We start from the raw sequence: 16,485 nt of genomic DNA, 5'->3' as shown, positions 1-16,485 counted from the left end.
GCGAGTGGCCGACTGTCTTCGGCGACCCCAAGATGACCACCGCGCTGCTCGACCGCATTACCCACCACTGCGACATCGTCGAGACCGGCAACGACAGCTGGCGCTTCAAACACCGCAGCTGACGCCCGAGGCACCCGGCAGAGAACGCTTCGCGCTGGTTGCGCCTCCGGTCGGGCTACGCCCGCCCTACGCCGCAACCAGCGCGAACGGCGCGCCCGTCATACCTGTCACGCTGCTCGACGAAGGGGGTCTCTTTTGGACGCCGATAGGGGGTCCTTTTTGGACGCCGATTGACAGACACAGGAAAGCCCTGCGGAACCGCCCGCCGGCTATTTCGAGGTTCTGCGCCCCGCGCCCGAGAAGCTTGCCCAACGTCCCGAGGAGGACAGCACCGATGATCGTACCCGTCAGGCATCGATCCCGCGCCTGGCGCGGTTGCTTTGGCGGCTTCTTGCTCTTTCCGGCTTGAATCGTTGCCTGCCTCCATCGTTCGATACGGCCGAGCGTTCCATCAAAACCGAATTCCGCGTGCTCTCCGTTGCGGCCGGAAAAGTCGAAATCGCGCCAGGCATTGAACTGGGTCGCGCGTTCTGGACGCATGCTCAGGCGCTACACAGCCGACGCATGTACGCGCGTCTGCGTGAACTTGCCCGAGGCTGGCCCCGCGGCCATGCTCCGCAGGCGTTCCTGGCCCTATTTGCTCAGGATGTCCGCGGCTCCACCATATATGTGCCGGGAAGCGATCCGGTTGTCCTCGCCAATCGCGTCCAATCGCCGTCGATCCGTGGAAACCAGATCAAGGGGCCTTACCTGACGATCGTCGTTGCTGGGGAATATCCTGAAGCCCATGGGTATGCGCCGCTCCGTGCCTACGCCCAGCCTATTTTCTCAGGGAAACGCTTCGTTCCGGTAGATTCCGAATTTGAACGCGCAGTGCTCCGCGAATTGATCAAACTCCAATGGACGTTCGATCGCATCGGAATCGACCTCACCATTGAGAAACCGGTTTTCGACACACTTACGCCGATCGGCGCCTGCCGGCCTGACTTCATCCTGGAACTGCGCTCTCGCGAAACCGGCGAGATCAGGTCGATCATCGTGGAAGCCATGGGATCAACTGATGAGACGTATCTAGCCGCAAAAGCTGTCACTCATCCGCGCATGGCGCAAATTGGTCCACTCGTGTGTGTATCACCGGCGGATGTGGAAACGGGCCGCATCGGCGCTATCGTCCGTCGCGCGGCGGGCGCCTAGCTCCAGCGCATCGATGTGGCGAAGAGAATGACGATGCCGAGCGTCACAGGCATGGAAGTCAGGTACAGCTTTTGCCAGCGCCACCATATTTTCGGGACAAACAGGATGGCGGACCGAAGGGAATTGACGCTGGACCAGCCGCGCTCGCGAACCACTTCCACCATTGTCGTCGCGCAGGAGAGCGCCATGGCGATCACGCAGCACGAACCGGCAGCGACATAAAGCGCCATCCAGTTCGCCAGTTCGATCGCCGTCAGATATCGCATCTCAGCAACCTGTATAGCCGATAATCGTGCACAAAGGCTAATCGGAGTATCAGGTACCGCAAAATTGGAACTTGCCTCATCTGAGATGCACAGATGCCAAAGGTCGTAAGCGCCGACGGAAGGTGGCGTTGACGCGGCCCGTCAGGCTTTCCGGCGTGTCCGTGGCGCCCATTTTTTCGCGAGCGTTTCCAGCCTTGCTTCGATCAGAGGGATATCGGGCTTGGCGTTGGGATCATGGTTGTCGCCGAGGGTCTCCAGCGCCTCTTCATGATATTCATGCTGGGGATCGCCGAGCGCTTCGAGCTTTTCGGCATAGCCCCATGGTCCGCCACTGTCCTCCGGCGGGCGCATGCCTACTGCATCGAGGATGAGCGGATATGTCAGGTGCGGGCTGGCCGCGCTGACGCGCTCGATCTTGACGCTATGCTCCCAGGCGTCGCCAAAGTCGTAGAGATATCGGAAAGTCTTGCGCCTCGTATCCGCCAGGACCTGGGCGAGAGTGGCCTTACGGGCGTCGAGCGGCCCGTCGAAGCCATATTCAGGATCAGGGATGCCGAAGCCGGTCTGCCCGAAGCTCATTTCCCACAGATGAGAGTCCGTCCACGAGAAGGCGGTCTGGATGACGGTGTGCAGACGGTCGAGGCGGATATTGAGCGGCACCTCCAGCGTTCGGCTCACGGCCGGTGTCACATCGTCCAGCGTAATCTTCATCCGCACGATAGTGCTGTTGCTCACGCAGCCTTCTCCAGATCGTTGGTCAGCTTTGATGCCTGCCATTTCCACGGCAGGAAGTCATCGATCCGATTGATCGGGTGATTGCCGATGCGCTCAATGACGTCTGTGAACCACGCCTCGGGCTCGACGCCGTTGAGCCGGCATGTACCGGCCAGAGAGTAGAAGAGCGCGGCGGCCTCTCCACCCTTCATAGAGCCGACGAACATCCAGTTTCGGCGCCCGAGCGCGACACCGCGCAGGGCGTTTTCCACCAGATTGTTGCTGATCTCGAGCTGACCATCATCGCAGTAGCGGATCATGGCCTGCCAGCGATTGAGCGGATAGCGACAAGCCCGCGCCAGATTGCTGTCGGAAGACAGGCCTCGGTTCTGGGTTTCGAGCCACACGCGCAATGCCTCCAGCTTGGGCACCGCCTTGCTCTGGCGGATGCGTCTTCGCTCATCGGGTGGCGCACCCTTGATATCGCGCTCGATGGCGAAGAGTTCGGCGATCCGCACGACCGCCTCCGCCGCGATCGGTGACGGGCTCTTTTCCAGTATGTCGGTAAATTTCCTGCGACTGTGACTCCAGCATCCTACTTCGACGATGTCCCTGGGCGCCTTGGTTTTGGGATCGCGGTAAAGCGCATTATAGCCAGCAAAACCGTCCGCCTGGAGATACCCCTGATAGCCGGCGAGATGTTCTGCCGGATGCGCTCCGCCACGATCGGCGCTGAAGCGGAAGGCTACGGCAGGCGGGCTCATGTCACCGCTTGAACGATCATCGCGCAGATACACCCAGAAGTGCCCGGTCCGGCTGCCATCGCCATTGCCCAACAACGTGACCGGCGTGTCGTCCCCGTGGATCTTGGCGGCTTCCCGGATATAGGCGAACAACCGCTCGCCCAGCGGCGCCAGCAGCCATGCCAGTTTTCGCGCCCAGCGGCTCATCACATCCCGATCAATGTGAAGCCCAACGCGGCGGAAGATTACCGACTGCCGATGCCAGGGCTGGTGATCGACAAAGCGATTGACGACGAGGTGGGCCAGCAAGGCGCTGCTCGCCATCACCTTGGGCAGCGGCAGATCGACGGCGGGCGCCTGGCGGATCTGCTCGCAGGACCGGCACACCAGCCTGGGCCGGACATGGCGGATGACGCGGAAGCGCGCCGGGACATAATCGAGGACCTCAGTGACGGCCTCGTCGATCTGGACTGACGGTCCGTTACAACCGCCACTGCATGGGCTGGGCTGATGATCGACGGTCTGACGCGGGAAGTGCGCCGGAAGCGGAACGCGGCTGCCAGGTTTGCGGGCCGATTTTGCTACCAGCGCCGCCGGCACCTCATCGTTGGCGGGTTCCGGCGCCTCGACCTCCTCGAACATCAGCCGCAGCTGGGCGATATCCATTTTCTCGGAGCTGCGGCCGAACTGGACGCGCAGCAACCGCGCGACACGATGCTCGAGCTTTTCGATCCGCAAGGTCTGGGCTTTGACCGTAGCTTCCGCGGCCCTCAGTTCGGCCCGTTCCCGCTCCATGACATCGGCCATCTCCAGCAGCATTTTCTGCAGGAGAACCGGGTCTGTGGGGAGGCGATCAAGGGCGAACCGCATGGTCTCAACCATAGCCGAAGCCCACGGCAAAACCTACATAAAATGGCGGTTTTCCTGATCTTTTTGGCTATGCGAGCCTCGGCGTGATCACCTCGTCATGGACTATCGCCTGCTTCCAGTTCAGCCCTTCGATGAGCATAGCAAGCTGGGCCGCCGACAGGCGAAGCGCGCCCTCATGAGCACGGGGCCACACGAACTTTCCACGCTCGAGACGCTTTGCATACATGCATAGCCCTGAGCCGTCCCAGACCAGAGCCTTCAACCTGTCGCCCCGCTTGCCGCGGAACAGGAAGACCGCTCCCGAGAATGGATCGAGCTGAAGGATATTGCGCACTTGCGCCGACAGCCCGTCAAAACCCTTGCGCATGTCGCACGGCGACAGCGACAGATAGATTTTCGTCGAAGGCGGGAACGCCAGGCTCAATGATCCAGCTCCCGCAGGACATCGAGCACCTGTTTCAGGACCGCCCGATCAACTTCGCCATCCACCGACACCGTCAGGCCGCACCGCCCTCGAACCTCGATCCGCCCAGCTTCCCGAGCTTTGGCCGACGGCGACGACGATGCCAGTTCGACAGGCGCGAAGCCTGCCATGGCTCCGCGGAGCAGTTGCTTGCGCCAGGTATAAAGCTGGCCTGTTCCAACGCTGTGCCGCCGAGCCACGGCCGAGACGATCGCCCCCGGCGCCGTCGTCTCCTTCAGGATCGCCAGCTTCTCCTCGTCGCTCCAGTTCCGACGCCGCTCCACCCGTACAAGCACTCCGCCATCACCGCGACCGCTCATACGAGGCTCGTTTGACTGCTCGATGTCCATGCTCATGCCTCCTTAAAGGCCGCGAGCTTTCCTATTCCGGTGCCGGCAACAAGGTCACGTTCCGTCGGCGCTTACCAAAGGTCGGCGTTGCAACGCGATGCAGAAGATGCGTGCGCGTCAGTCCGGGTCCGACCGCAGTAGTACCCGCGCTACGAGGTCGTAGCGCGTCGGGTGTATCCGATCCCGCGTCGGAAAGCGCAGCAGATCGATCGTCTCATCAGCATAGGTCGCAGCGACCGAGTTCACAATGTAGGCATGTTGACGACTGTAAGGAAGAAGCCAAATGACCCGATGGCAGATGGTCCGGATACGGATACTCGTCAGCCTGGCGGCGAGATCAGACCTTGCATCGTCGTTGGATCCGACCGAAAAGACGCATGCGCCGTACTTCTTCGTTGGGAAACGCCATCCAAGTATCTGATGTGCATGCACACGCTCGGCCGCTAGCACATCGCACTGGGGGGCATATTTCGCGTTGATGGCGCGTGCGGTCCCCAGCCCGATGCTGTCGCCCAATATGAGGCACTCAAATACGGACCTGCTCCCCGGCATCGGGAACGTTGCTGTCTTGGTCTTCGATTTGTTGCCGGATTTCCGATACGTCCACCTTGCCGATCAGGTAATCCCCCTCATCCTTGAAAAACGCCTCAATCCGCTTCGTTTCGTCCAGAGGTGGCAAAAGCGAACCGAAGCGGGCCTGCCATTGCTGCTCTACAAAACCCAGGAGTGCCTTCCAGGAAGCCGCCTCGCTTGCGTGGACCTGGAGCATCTTATGACCCTCATGCAGGATGATAAGGACGGAGGCGTGCATGATGCTATCCATCGTAAGCGGCAAATCAGTACGGGCAGGCACGACCTGCCTTTTCGTCGCAAAACATGCAATTCCGGCCACCCGAAATCAAAAATACATATCAACTATGTCTATGTACTGCCAAACTGATTCTAGAAAATACAAGAAAAACCTTCACATGTGTAAAGAGAAAGTTTCAGTTAATTTTGTATATACTCAGAAATTTATCAGAATTGTTATTATAACAACAGTTCTATCAACTCACCAAAAGTGACTTGATAGGAATCTCAGGGTTTGCAAGTACAGATTTATCAGGAGTGGCCTGCGTGATAACGAGTGCCTTACCCTGAACATAGTCCTTCACAGAGTTGACGCAGTCAAGGGCCAGCACCTTACCCTTGCTAAGATATACGAGCGTGAAGCTGCGCGCTGCGCTCTGGCCCCGCACGACGACTTCATCGTATCCCAAGCTAAGCCCGATAGTCTGGAGCTTGAGATCATATTGGTTCGACCAGAACCAGGGAACGGCGTGGTACGGCGCGGCGTCACCAGCAATATGCCTGGCGGCCGTTATGGCCTGGTCATTGGCGTTCTGAACTGACTCCAACCGGATCCGCTGACCGCCAGCAAAGGGGTTGGCATGGATCGCGCAATCGCCGATCGCGTAAATGTTCGGCAACGAAGTCTGACAGAATTCATCGACTTCTACCCCGTTCCCGCTTGCCGCACCCGCCGCGATCAATGGCTCTACGGCCGGAACGATCCCGATGCCGACGACAACCATGTCTGCGGGTAAGACCGAGCCGTCAGACATCCGGACACCCGTTACCCATCCATCATGTCCAATCAGGCAATCCATTTTGGCGTTCAAATGGATCTCAACGCCATGCGCCCGATGTTCAGCCTCATAAAAACGAGAAAGCGGTTCACCAGCGACCCTTGCCAGCACACGATCCATCGCTTCCAGCACCGTCACTTGCTTGCCGAGCTTGGCGAGTACCGCAGCCGCCTCGAGGCCGATATACCCGCCACCGATCACCACGACATTCTGCACTTTCGGCGTCTCGGCCAGCATGCGGTCAGCGTCAGCACGAGTGCGGACGTTGTGGACACCCATGAGATCGCTTCCCGAACAGCTCAAGCGACGAGGCGCACCGCCAGTTGCCCAGATCAGCTTGCCATAGCCAATGCGGCTTCCGTCGGAGAGCACAACATTTTGCTCCGCCGGATCGACGGCCACAACCCGTCGCAGGAGCTGCAACTCGATATCGCGCTCGGCCCAGATTGCCTGAGGTCGAATGAGAATTCTTTCGAAGCTCTTTTCGCCTGAGAAATATTCCTTGGAGAGCGGCGGGCGTTCATATGGCGGATCTGGCTCATCTCCCAGCAGTGCCACACTTCCCGCATATTTATGCTGGCGCAGCGCGAGCGCGGCTTGAGCTCCCCCATGCCCGGCCCCAACAATAAGAACATCGTACCGCTCGCTCATGGGATAGATAGCTTCCTTACAGGATTACATAAGCCGTGCTTTGCTTGTCACGCCGTCGGTTAACGGCAAGAGCCTGATTGAGCTCTCTTTGCGAACTCAAGTGCCCTCAATCTTCCGGCGCAATCGTGATGCAAAGTCCGTCCAGAGCATCAGAGATAGTCAACTGACAGGATAACCGAGATCTTGAGCAACGGTGCTCGGACGAGTCCAGAAGATCGTCCTCATCCGTACTCATGGGTGGCAAGCGATCGAGAAACGCTTCATCGACCTGGATATGGCAGGTTGCGCAGGAGCAACACCCTCCGCACAATGCAAGCAACTCGTCGATGCCTGCGTCGCGGATCGCTTCCAGTAACGTGGTTGCGCCATTCGGTGTGACGGTCACGCGCTCGCCAGTGCGCGTTGTAACGGTAATCTCCATTAGTCCTCTAATTTCCAAATATGCTTTTTGGCAGTCTGCTATCGACTGAAAAACCTCCACGCCGCCTTGGCGCGCAAGGCTCATGGGGAAAGCGCGTAGTCCAATCCGATATCGGCCGCGGGAGCACTTTGGGTGATGCGCCCGACTGATACAAAATCGACGCCAGTCGACGCGATTTCCCTAATCGTATCGAGCCGCACGCCGCCTGACGCTTCGATGGGGACGCGGCCGCCGACAAGGGCGACGGCCTCTTTGAGCTTGGCAGGAGACATGTTGTCGCAAAGCAGACGATCCGCCCCCGCCATCAGCGCAGGCTCGATTTGTTCGATCCCGTCAACCTCGACCTGGACTTCCAGCCCGGTATTGGCGGCTTTCGCAGCCTTGACCGCTTCGACAATGCTGCCAGCGGCGGCGATGTGGTTGTCCTTGATCAGGATACCGTCATCCAGACGCATGCGATGATTCCGCGCCCCGCCCACCTTGGCGGCATATTTCTCGATCGCCCGAAGACCGGGAATTGTCTTGCGCGTATCGAGAAGGACGCAATCCGTACCGGCGATCGCTTCGGCATAAGATCGCGTCACCGTCGCGATGCCGGTCAGGTGCTGGAGCGTATTGAGAGCGGACCTCTCGGCCGCGAGCATGAGCTGCGCGCTTCCCGCAATTCGCATGAGGGGCTGCCCAGCGGCAACATTGTCCCCATCCTGCACCAGGAATTCGATAGCGACCTCGGGGTCGAGCTTACCGAAAAACGCGGCTGCCAGCTGGAGCCCGGCAACCACTATCGGTTGCCGGGCAGCCAGAACGGCGGAAAAGCGCGCGCTGGCGGGGACTGACACACGGCTCGTGACGTCTCCGCTCCCCAGATCCTCACTCAGAACATAATCGACGAAGTTGTCGAGTTGTTGCTGATCCAGGCCCGCGATCAAATCCGACTCACGCATCAGGAAACCGCGTCCGCCAGATCTTCAACTTCTTCCTTGTCGGCGAAGACGCCGGTCAAGCGCCTCTCCTCCTCGGAGACGTTGATCAGCCGCCAGTCATCGCCCTTGGGGACCATGCCCTCGAACGACATGAGCTTCGCCAGTGGCACGCGCGGTTCTACAGCACCCAGTGCCGGCTCGCCTTTCTGAACAGCCTGGGCGGCGCGATACATCTGGGTGCGGAAGGTGAAGATCGCCTTGTCGCTCGAGCCGAGCAGATCCTCGCTGCGGTCGGCGATCGGCCCCATCGATTCCCACATCGCCATGTCCTGACAGGGAATGCCGTAGATGCCGGTAAAGTCGCCGGCTTTCATCAGGGCCCGGTCCTGCAGATAGTTGTTTTCGGCGTTGCGCCGCTTTTTGAAGGTAACGGGCTCGACGTCCTTGCCAATCTCCGCCCCGCAGAACTTGCGCCAGGCATCCTGACTGATGCCCTTCGTCGGATGCCAGGCGATCCAATAGAACATGGTGTTCACATCGTCGATCGGAACCAGCATCTGTGACAGATGATATTGGTCGTTGGACGGGATGTGCACCGTGAACGGAGCCTGGAACAGAGTCATGCGTACATAGTCCTGCTTGTCCGCATCGATGATCGGCTTGCGGATAGCAGCATAACGAAAGCCGAACGGCGTTTTCTGCACTTCAATCTTGGGCGCCTTGTCGGCCGACGGGCGAAGCCACGCGGTGTCCGTAGCCGTCGAGCCGCTTACTTCGGTGGCCGTCGGCATGTTCGATGAATGCAGGCTCGAACTGTGCGCCGAATCGATCGACCCTTCGAGAACCTGCGCCCAGTTGCAGCCGCCATGCATTTTCACGATGCTGATCTTCTCAGCCGGCGCGGCCGACCAGTTCGGCGGGCTGAAAGGGATGACATTTTCCGGGTCACCCATCCACACCCAGACGAAACCAGCAGATTCTACCACCGGATATGCCTTGGTCTTCATCGTGCCGCGTAGCTTTGCATCGACCGGCTCGGAAGACATGTCGACGGCATTGCCGTCCACATCGAATTTCCAGCCATGATAAAGGCAACGCAGGCCGCATTCCTCGTTGCGACCGAAGGCAAGGGAAGCGCGCCGGTGCGGGCACAGCTCGTCGAGCGCACCGATGCGCCCCTCCGTATTGCGGAACACGACCATGTTCTCACCCAGCAAGCGAACACGCAACGGCGTGCCGTCTGGCTCGGCGACGTCCTCGATCATGCAGGCGGGCAACCAGTGCTGCCGCATCAGCTTCCCCATTGGGGCCTCGCCCTCCACACGGCAAAGCAGATCATTTTGTTCCGGAGTCATTAGCTACCCTCCTCATTTTGGCTTGGCACGAAGACGAATCACCCTCAGGATGCGCCCTTGAAATTACTTCTATATCGTAGTAATGGCTTTTTCAAGCCTGATTTTCGGGTTGAAGGGAGCGGCAGGCAAAGAATGGCAAATGCGTTGCGACTAGGAATCATTGGGCTCGGCCGGGGTTTCATGCTCACTCTGCCCGCGCTGAAGGCCGATTCTCGCGTAGCGCTTGCCGGGGCTTTCGACCTGCGCCGCGAAGCTCGGGAACGCTTCGCGGACGAATTCGGCGCGCCGGCGTTCGATACGCTCGACGCGCTCTTGTATTCGCCGGTTATCGATGCGGTTTATATAGCCACCCCGCATGAGTTGCATGCCGAGCAGGCCATCGCCGCTCTGCGGGCTGGAAAGCATGTGCTGGTCGAAAAGCCGATGGCGACAACGCTTGCAGATTGCGCGCGTATAGAGCGCGCCGCCGCCGATGCCGGCAAGGTGCTCGTGGTCGGACCCAGCCACGGCTTCGATGCACCCGTACAGGCTGCCGCGCAATTGGTTGCCTCAGGCAGGTTCGGTGCCGTGCGGATGGTCACGGCGCTCAACTTCACCGATTTCATGTTCCGGCCCAGGCGTCCGGAAGAACTGGATAGCGCCCGTGGCGGCGGCGTCGTCTACAGCCAAGCGGCGCACCAGATCGATGTCGTGCGCCGCCTTGTCGGGCAGCCCGTTTCATCTGTTCGCGCCGTCGCCGCCAACTGGGATAGCAGCCGCCCGAGCGAAGGCGCCTATACGGCGCTGGTGACATTTGAAGCCGGTGCTGCAGCGTCGCTGACCTATAGCGGATATGCGCATTATGACAGCGACGAACTGGTGGGGTGGATAGCGGAGCTTGGCTATGACAAGGACCCGGATCGCTACGGCGAGGCGCGTAAGAGGCTTGCGACGCTATCATCGCAGGATGAAATCGAAGCCAAACTGAAGCGCACATACGGCGTCCCGGCTGTCGCTGCCGACACGCCAGCGCCGCATCATGAGCATTTCGGTTTCATCATCGTCAGCTGCGACCGCGCGGACCTGAAACTGTCGCCCAAGGGGCTCTCAATTTATGGGGACACCGAACGCGATTTCCAGCCGATCGAGCCCCCTGCCCTGCCGCGCAAGGAAGTCATCGACGAGTTTGTCGGCGGTTGCCTAGGCATTCGCCGCCCGATCCATGACGGGCGCTGGGGACTTGATACCATGGCCTGTTGCGTCGCGCTCCTCGAATCGAGCCGACGCAATACGGACGTAGCGCCCAACCAACTTCTCGACACTCTATCGGAGAAACCGTGACAATGACCAGACTGAGCCTTTCCCTCGCCTGTTGGGGCTATGACCGCACCGAAGCCCTCCAGACGGGCGCGGTCCGGCCCGACGGCATCGACCTCAACTTTCAGGTTCTGGATGTCGAGGAAACCTTCTTCCGCATGCTGCGCAATCGAGAATTCGATGTCGCTGAACTGTCGATGTCGTCCTATTGCGTGACCCTGGGCCGCGAGAATCCTGGCTTCATCGCCATTCCCGTCTTTCCTTCGCGCTTCTTCCGCCACTCCTGCATTTTCGTCTCCGCCAAAAGCGGCATCGAAAAGCCCGAGGATCTCGTCGGCAAGCGGATCGGCGTGCCTGAATATCAGATGACGGCTCCGGTCTGGATCCGCGGCATCCTGCAGGACGAGTATGGCATTGATCCTGCGTCGGTCACCTACGTCACGGGTGGTGAAGAGGAGCCGGGGCGCGAGGAGAAGCTGAAGCTCAATCTACCCGACAAGTTCAAGGTCGAGCCGATCGGACCCACCCAGACCTTGAAGCGCATGCTGGCGGATGGAGAGATCGATGCGCTGCATACTGCGCGGGCGCCGTCGACCTTCTATTCGGAGCCGGGCAAGGTTCGGCGCCTCTTCCCCAATTTTGTGGACGTTGAAAAAGCCTATTTCGCGAAGACAGGAATCTTCCCGATCATGCATGTCGTGGCCATCCGGCGAGACGTGTATGAGAAGAATCGATGGATTGCTCAGGCGCTTTACAAGGCATTCGTAGAAGCCCAGCGGTTGAGCTATGAACAATTGTTGGTGTCGGCATCGCTGAAAACGATGTTGCCATGGCAGATCGCCGCAGTGGAGGACACTATTGCTACGATGGGCAGGGAATGGTGGCCCTATGGCATCGAAAAGAACCGCCACGTCATCGAGACATTCACGCGTTACCATCACGAGCAGGGCCTGTCGCCCCGCCAGCTCACCATAGAAGAGATGTTCGCGCCCGAGACTTTCGCCGAGTTCCGCATCTAAGAAACCATCCTGCACGAGGCCAGTCTACTGCTCACATGATGGTCCTCGGGACACGTTTAATATCCCGAGGACCATCATAGGAATATGGGTTTCGGGTGCCGGGTACGGTTTTGCGATGCGTTCGTGCGGCGTCTGTGCGAGTGGAGGATCGGTTGAACCCGTCAGGAGTGAACAGATGTCGAAGCACGCCCCCAAACTCGATCCGGAACTGAGTTTGGGCTATCAGGTTCGGCGCTGCCACCGACGGTTCGATCGGCTCTTGAGTGCCTATTTGGCCAAGCACGAACTCAAAACCGGTTTCTGGTACTATCTTCGTGTCCTATGGCTCAGGGACGGGGTGACCCAAAAATATCTGAGCGACATGACTAACGTCACCGAAAATACGACGGTCGCCATGATAAACGCCATGCTTCGGCAAGGGCTGGTGCAACGCGCCAAGGACAAGGATGATCGTCGAAAATTGCGGATTACTCTTACAGATCATGGCCGTGCGCTCGAAAAGGAGCTGATGCAATACGCGATCGACATCAACAAGGTCGCTGTTGCTGGCATCGAGCCGCGCGAAGTTGAAATCTGTCGATCGGTCCTCGAGCGCATATCAGCCAATCTCGCTGCCGAATTTGATAGGCTGCCTGCGAAGCCTGCTGACGAAGGATGACTCCTCCACATCATCCCTGGATCAGGGGCAACAGGCCATGAACAGGGAGGGACGTGTGCGCCATGGCTGAACGGGAAGGCCTCACGGCCACTCCAACTCCCGATAGAGGGAAGCCTTGGCGCAGCCTGACCGACCGTTTCGGCCGAACGATCACTTATGTCCGCCTGTCCGTCACCGATCGGTGCGACCTGCGCTGCCGTTATTGCATGGCCGAGCGCATGGAGTTCCTGCCGCGCCAGGACCTCCTCACCCTGGAGGAACTGGCGGAACTGGCCGATGCCCTGATCGCGCGAGGTGTGCGACGCATCCGCCTGACCGGTGGCGAGCCTCTGGTCCGTCGCGGCATCGTCGGGTTGGTGGAGGCGATCGGCCAACACATCGGCAACGGCCTTGATGAGCTGACGATGACAACCAACGCTACCCAGCTCGCCACAGTCGCGCGCGACCTCCATCGATATGGCATTCGCAGACTCAACATCAGCCTCGACAGCCTCGACCACGAGCGCTTCCGGGCGATCACCCGGCGCGGCGACCTGGACCAGGTGTTGGCCGGGATCGCCGCCGCGCAAGACGCGGGCCTCGCCGTGAAGATCAACATGGTTGCGCTCAAGGCGCTCAACGAAGATGAAATCGGAACAATGGTTGGCTGGTGCGGCGAACGGGGATTCGATCTCTCGCTGATCGAGACGATGCCGTTGGGTGCGGTGGAAGAAGACCGGACCAATCATTATCTGCCCCTCGACCTCGTGAAACGTCGGCTGGCGCGCGAATATGTCCTGATTCCGTCGCTCCACCGAACCGGCGGACCGGCGCGCTATTATGACGTTGCCGAAACCAGTCGGCGGATAGGCTTCATTACGCCCCTCACCGACAATTTCTGCGCCGGCTGCAACCGCATCCGCATATCGGCTACTGGCACCATTTTTGGTTGTCTCGGCCGCGACCAGCGCATCGAACTGCGCGATGCGATGCGTGTTGGTGGCCGGGATGCGATCGACGCGGCGCTGGATGCCGTAATGACCGCCAAGCCACTCCGCCACGAGTTCGACATTGCGCGATCACAGCCGGCTGTCGAACGCCATATGAACGTCACTGGCGGTTGAGCGCCTCCATGATCTTTTGTTCGCCGACGCAGTATGGCCGTTACTTTTTGCGCGGCTGGTCGATTGATTTTCATAAAATTGGTCTGCCTTGAGAAAATTGGTCCATTTCTGAAGAGAGCCCGAGCGGGCGAAAGGAATGGAGAAATATATGGGACGTCAGCGATTTACGCCGGAACAGATCATCGCGAAGCTGCGTGAGGTTGATGTGATTGTCGGGCGAGGCGGGACCACCGACGAGGCCTGTCGTCAGATCGGGATTGCCGAACAGACGCTATATAGGTGGCGTAAGGCGACAGCCGCTGCTTCATATTCGTTGATAATGTCGGTCTTCTTCGCCATGATAAGCTCGTACGCACTACGTTGTTCGACTGTCGCACGAGCTTAATCGCGCGGTCGATTCAGCTACCGTAGTAACGGCCTGTCATCAACAGCCAGCGCGTTCGTTTTTTGCCGTTTCTCTTTGACAATCCAGTTCTAAAGAAACGCTTGGAATCGGATGCGTCCTAACCGATCTGATGACAGACGAATTTCAAATTGAGATACTCATCGATCCCATATCGTGATCCTTCCCGCCCGAGACCGGATTCCTTCACCCCACCGAAAGGCGCGACCTCCGTCGAAATCAGGCCGGTGTTGAGCCCAACCATCCCATATTCAAGAGCCTCACTCACCTTCCAACTGCGCTCAAGGGATTGCGTGTATACATAAGCCGCCAAGCCGCTGTCCGTGGCATTCGCCAAATTGATCGCCTCATCCTCTGTCTGGAAACGGACGAGGCCGGCAAGGGGGCCAAAGGTTTCCTCCCGACATAGGAGAGCATCCGGCGAAACATCTACGAGAACGGTCGGCTCGAAGAAATGGCCTGCCCCGGGCACTCGTCGCCCTCCGGTCAATATCCTGGCACCATGTTTGACGCCGTCTTCGATATGGCTTTCGACCTTTGCAACGGCACGTTCATCGATCAATGGCCCCTGATCCGCGCCGGTCGAAAGACCCGGCCCGACGGCAAGCGCGCGAACACGTGCCGCCAGCTGCCGGGAAAAGGCTTCATAAACGCCGGATTGGACCAGAATGCGATTTGTGCAGACGCAGGTCTGACCTGAATTCCGGAACTTTGATGCTATTGCGCCTTCAACCGCATCGTCGAGTTTCGCATCATCAAAGACAATGAACGGCGCGTTTCCACCCAATTCGAGGGAAACCTTCTTCACGGTGCTCATACAACGGGCGGCGAGCATCTTGCCAACGCCTGTCGAACCAGTGAAGGTGAACTTGCGAACGCGCTTGTCAGCCGTCAGCACATCGCCGATCGGCGCGGGCTGACCGGTCACGATATTGAAAACTCCCGCCGGCACTCCGGCCTGGTCGGCCAGCCACGCCAAAGCGAGCGCTGAAAGCGGCGTCAATTCCGACGGCTTCAGCACCATGGTACAGCCGGCAGCCAGAGCTGGCGCTGCCTTTCGGGTGATCATGGCGAGCGGAAAATTCCAGGGTGTTACAGCGCCTACCACACCCACGGGTTCGCGTCGCACCAGGAGACGGTGGTCGGCCGCATGAGGTGCTAAGACATCTCCGTTCACACGCTTCGCCTCCTCCGCGAACCATTCGATGAACGATGCCGCATACACCACCTCGGCCTTGGCCTCGTGCAACGGTTTGCCTTGCTCGGCCGTCAGAAGGCGCGCCAGATCATCCGTATGGACGAGCACCAGATCATACCAGCGCCGCAAAATCGCGGCCCGCTGCTTGCCTGTAGCTTTTCGCCAATCGGTCAAGGCACGATAGGCCGCGTCGACGGCACCTTCGGCCTCGCGATACCCGAGATCCGGGACCGAGCCGACCAAGGAGCTGTCTGCCGGATTCAAGACGTCGATTCGCGCTTCGCCGTCGATCCATGCGCCATCGACAAAAGCTTGCGCCCGGAGCAGTTTTGGCTCCGCAAGGCTAAGATTCACGTTTGCTATTTCCCTGAAATCCAGTTTGGCATTCCCTAACAAATCCGGCCGATGGATGCCTTCGCGGTATGGACACTCTCATTTGATGAGAAGCCATCCATTCTGATAGCTGATGCATGTAAACGCCCGACGATACTCGCGGAATCTTGATTGCGCGAAACCAGATGAGAAGCGTTAGTCCGGCGTGATAGCGACCAGTTTCGAGACACGCACCGCGCTTCGAGGGCGTCGCGCACCGCTCATCAAGGCATCGTCTGCGATCGCATGGATGCTATAATAGATCAGCGTTGATAGCGCGTGGGGATCATCCACACACCATGCGCCCTCCAGCGTTCCTTGTGAAAGCAGATCGCTGATATAGCCCACAAGCCCGTCGTTCACGGCCACGGATCTGAGCGGCGTATCCCCACTGAAGAAGATCACATCCCGCAACTCGGGCGTGTCCAGATAACTTTCCACCGCCGTCTCGACCAGAAGATCGATCCGCGTGAAAAAATCGTCGGATTCGCAAAGACTGATCCTGCTTTTGACACGGTTCAATATCATGTTGCAGAAGTTGTCCCGAAGTGCCGCACGCAATTCGGTCTTACTTGAAAAATAATGGTAAAGTGTGCCCTTAGCGAGGCCAGTTTCAACGCAAACGTCATCCATCGTCGTCGCGTCATAGCCTCGCTCAACAAACAATCGCCTCGCCGCTTCCAGAATTTCGACGCGCCGAAGCTGAGCCTTCCTCGGACCGGGCGGGGCACCGGCCGGCCGGCGAACTGCGGCCGCGACCCTGCGTCGCCGGTCCCGAACGACCCGTTTCACCTGAAC

The 16,485-nt window shown here is 59.2% G+C and carries 19 protein-coding genes and 1 pseudogene; 7 read left to right on the top strand and 13 right to left on the bottom strand.

All coding sequences use genetic code 11. The features are described 5' to 3' along the window. Positions 1-122, top strand: a 122-nt coding sequence (locus HJG53_RS17760; RefSeq protein ID WP_171132689.1) for an ATP-binding protein, incomplete at its 5' end; no start/stop codon positions are given. A gap of 172 nt (positions 123-294) precedes the next feature. Next, positions 295-1,254, top strand: a pseudogene (locus HJG53_RS17755) (hypothetical protein); the annotation flags it as partial. On the opposite strand, the gene HJG53_RS17750 reads toward HJG53_RS17755, so the two are convergent. The 11 genes from HJG53_RS17750 to HJG53_RS17700 form a co-directional block, all read right to left on the bottom strand. Then, positions 1,251-1,520 carry a hypothetical protein gene (locus HJG53_RS17750; protein WP_017184787.1) on the bottom strand — a complete coding sequence of 90 codons (270 nt, stop codon included), beginning with the start codon at positions 1,518-1,520 and terminating at the stop codon, positions 1,251-1,253. The pseudogene HJG53_RS17755 and the gene HJG53_RS17750 sit on opposite strands and share 4 nt — an antisense overlap. A 141-nt stretch (positions 1,521-1,661) precedes the next feature. Beyond that, on the bottom strand, positions 1,662-2,255 hold the full coding sequence (locus tag HJG53_RS17745) for a plasmid pRiA4b ORF-3 family protein (RefSeq protein WP_237748752.1): 594 nt from the start codon (positions 2,253-2,255) through the stop codon (positions 1,662-1,664). Continuing rightward, positions 2,252-3,643 carry an IS66 family transposase gene (locus tag HJG53_RS17740; RefSeq protein WP_368039610.1) on the bottom strand — a complete coding sequence of 464 codons (1,392 nt, stop codon included), beginning with the start codon at positions 3,641-3,643 and terminating at the stop codon, positions 2,252-2,254. Before HJG53_RS17740 ends, HJG53_RS17745 begins: the two co-directional genes overlap by 4 nt. Positions 3,644-3,914: 271 nt before the next feature. Continuing rightward, a complete protein-coding gene (gene tnpB / locus HJG53_RS17735) occupies positions 3,915-4,271 on the bottom strand; it encodes an IS66 family insertion sequence element accessory protein TnpB (protein ID WP_037472583.1) in 357 nt (118 codons plus the stop codon). Further along, a complete protein-coding gene (locus HJG53_RS17730; protein ID WP_161489738.1) occupies positions 4,268-4,660 on the bottom strand; it encodes a transposase in 393 nt (130 codons plus the stop codon). The genes tnpB and HJG53_RS17730 overlap by 4 nt, the downstream gene beginning before the upstream one ends. Before the next feature lie 117 nt (positions 4,661-4,777). After that, positions 4,778-5,176 carry a hypothetical protein gene (locus HJG53_RS17725; RefSeq protein ID WP_225900034.1) on the bottom strand — a complete coding sequence of 133 codons (399 nt, stop codon included), beginning with the start codon at positions 5,174-5,176 and terminating at the stop codon, positions 4,778-4,780. Between the two features lie 10 nt (positions 5,177-5,186). Next, entirely contained in the window at positions 5,187-5,513 is a 327-nt protein-coding gene (locus HJG53_RS17720; protein ID WP_368039609.1) for a hypothetical protein, read from the bottom strand. Positions 5,514-5,706: 193 nt separating this feature from the next. Continuing rightward, positions 5,707-6,939, bottom strand: a complete 1,233-nt coding sequence (locus HJG53_RS17715; protein WP_017184790.1) for an NAD(P)/FAD-dependent oxidoreductase — start codon at positions 6,937-6,939, stop codon at positions 5,707-5,709. A 106-nt stretch (positions 6,940-7,045) separates the two neighbouring features. Beyond that, positions 7,046-7,360: a 2Fe-2S iron-sulfur cluster-binding protein gene (locus tag HJG53_RS17710; protein WP_037478039.1), complete on the bottom strand. Its 315-nt coding sequence runs from the start codon at positions 7,358-7,360 to the stop codon at positions 7,046-7,048. A gap of 80 nt (positions 7,361-7,440) precedes the next feature. Further along, on the bottom strand, positions 7,441-8,304 hold the full coding sequence (nadC, locus tag HJG53_RS17705; protein ID WP_017184792.1) for a carboxylating nicotinate-nucleotide diphosphorylase: 864 nt from the start codon (positions 8,302-8,304) through the stop codon (positions 7,441-7,443). Further along, complete coding sequence (locus tag HJG53_RS17700) at positions 8,304-9,587, bottom strand: Rieske 2Fe-2S domain-containing protein (protein WP_225900033.1); 1,284 nt, start codon at positions 9,585-9,587, stop codon at positions 8,304-8,306. The genes nadC and HJG53_RS17700 overlap by 1 nt, the downstream gene beginning before the upstream one ends. 108 nt (positions 9,588-9,695) lie before the next feature. On the opposite strand from HJG53_RS17700, the gene HJG53_RS17695 reads away from it, so the two are divergent. The 5 genes from HJG53_RS17695 to HJG53_RS19250 all read left to right on the top strand — a co-directional run bounded on the left by HJG53_RS17695 (position 9,696) and on the right by HJG53_RS19250 (position 14,099). Beyond that, complete coding sequence (locus tag HJG53_RS17695) at positions 9,696-10,958, top strand: Gfo/Idh/MocA family protein (RefSeq protein WP_230461514.1); 1,263 nt, start codon at positions 9,696-9,698, stop codon at positions 10,956-10,958. A gap of 2 nt (positions 10,959-10,960) precedes the next feature. Further along, positions 10,961-11,953: an ABC transporter substrate-binding protein gene (locus HJG53_RS17690; RefSeq protein ID WP_017184795.1), complete on the top strand. Its 993-nt coding sequence runs from the start codon at positions 10,961-10,963 to the stop codon at positions 11,951-11,953. A 175-nt stretch (positions 11,954-12,128) separates the two neighbouring features. Beyond that, positions 12,129-12,611 (top strand): MarR family winged helix-turn-helix transcriptional regulator, encoded by a 483-nt coding sequence (locus HJG53_RS17685; protein WP_017184796.1) that lies wholly within the window; start codon positions 12,129-12,131, stop codon positions 12,609-12,611. Between the two features lie 62 nt (positions 12,612-12,673). After that, a complete protein-coding gene (moaA, locus tag HJG53_RS17680) occupies positions 12,674-13,714 on the top strand; it encodes a GTP 3',8-cyclase MoaA (RefSeq protein WP_051034329.1) in 1,041 nt (346 codons plus the stop codon). A gap of 136 nt (positions 13,715-13,850) precedes the next feature. Then, the gene (locus HJG53_RS19250) at positions 13,851-14,099 is read left to right on the top strand and encodes a transposase (RefSeq protein ID WP_017184798.1); all 249 of its coding nucleotides are present in this window, start codon (positions 13,851-13,853) and stop codon (positions 14,097-14,099) included. Positions 14,100-14,217: 118 nt separating this feature from the next. On the opposite strand, the gene HJG53_RS17670 is transcribed toward HJG53_RS19250, so the two are convergent. Both HJG53_RS17670 and HJG53_RS17665 read right to left on the bottom strand, forming a co-directional pair. Next, entirely contained in the window at positions 14,218-15,669 is a 1,452-nt protein-coding gene (locus HJG53_RS17670) for an NAD-dependent succinate-semialdehyde dehydrogenase (protein ID WP_017184799.1), read from the bottom strand. Between the two features lie 174 nt (positions 15,670-15,843). Further along, positions 15,844-16,479 carry a TetR/AcrR family transcriptional regulator gene (locus tag HJG53_RS17665; RefSeq protein ID WP_081095131.1) on the bottom strand — a complete coding sequence of 212 codons (636 nt, stop codon included), beginning with the start codon at positions 16,477-16,479 and terminating at the stop codon, positions 15,844-15,846. Between the last annotated feature and the right edge of the window lie 6 nt (positions 16,480-16,485).

The organism is Sphingomonas sp. ID1715, assembly GCF_013044515.1.
Lineage (GTDB): Bacteria > Pseudomonadota > Alphaproteobacteria > Sphingomonadales > Sphingomonadaceae > Sphingomonas_B.
Note: the sequence above shows the minus strand (reverse complement) of the source record. Positions and strands in the feature narration are given on the sequence as shown.

What these genes read in the sequence shown, in the direction of transcription:
- HJG53_RS17685 (WP_017184796.1), top strand. Translation starts at nt 12,129, where the DNA reads ATGTCGAAGCACGCCCCCAAACTCGATCCGGAACTGAGTTTGGGCTAT.
- HJG53_RS17740 (WP_368039610.1), bottom strand. Translation starts at nt 3,643, where the DNA reads ATGGATATCGCCCAGCTGCGGCTGATGTTCGAGGAGGTCGAGGCGCCG.
- nadC (WP_017184792.1), bottom strand. Translation starts at nt 8,304, where the DNA reads ATGCGTGAGTCGGATTTGATCGCGGGCCTGGATCAGCAACAACTCGAC.
- moaA (WP_051034329.1), top strand. Translation starts at nt 12,674, where the DNA reads ATGGCTGAACGGGAAGGCCTCACGGCCACTCCAACTCCCGATAGAGGG.
- HJG53_RS17750 (WP_017184787.1), bottom strand. Translation starts at nt 1,520, where the DNA reads ATGCGATATCTGACGGCGATCGAACTGGCGAACTGGATGGCGCTTTAT.
- HJG53_RS17715 (WP_017184790.1), bottom strand. Translation starts at nt 6,939, where the DNA reads ATGAGCGAGCGGTACGATGTTCTTATTGTTGGGGCCGGGCATGGGGGA.
- HJG53_RS17730 (WP_161489738.1), bottom strand. Translation starts at nt 4,660, where the DNA reads ATGGACATCGAGCAGTCAAACGAGCCTCGTATGAGCGGTCGCGGTGAT.
- HJG53_RS17690 (WP_017184795.1), top strand. Translation starts at nt 10,961, where the DNA reads ATGACCAGACTGAGCCTTTCCCTCGCCTGTTGGGGCTATGACCGCACC.
- HJG53_RS17710 (WP_037478039.1), bottom strand. Translation starts at nt 7,360, where the DNA reads ATGGAGATTACCGTTACAACGCGCACTGGCGAGCGCGTGACCGTCACA.
- HJG53_RS19250 (WP_017184798.1), top strand. Translation starts at nt 13,851, where the DNA reads ATGGAGAAATATATGGGACGTCAGCGATTTACGCCGGAACAGATCATC.
- HJG53_RS17700 (WP_225900033.1), bottom strand. Translation starts at nt 9,587, where the DNA reads ATGGGGAAGCTGATGCGGCAGCACTGGTTGCCCGCCTGCATGATCGAG.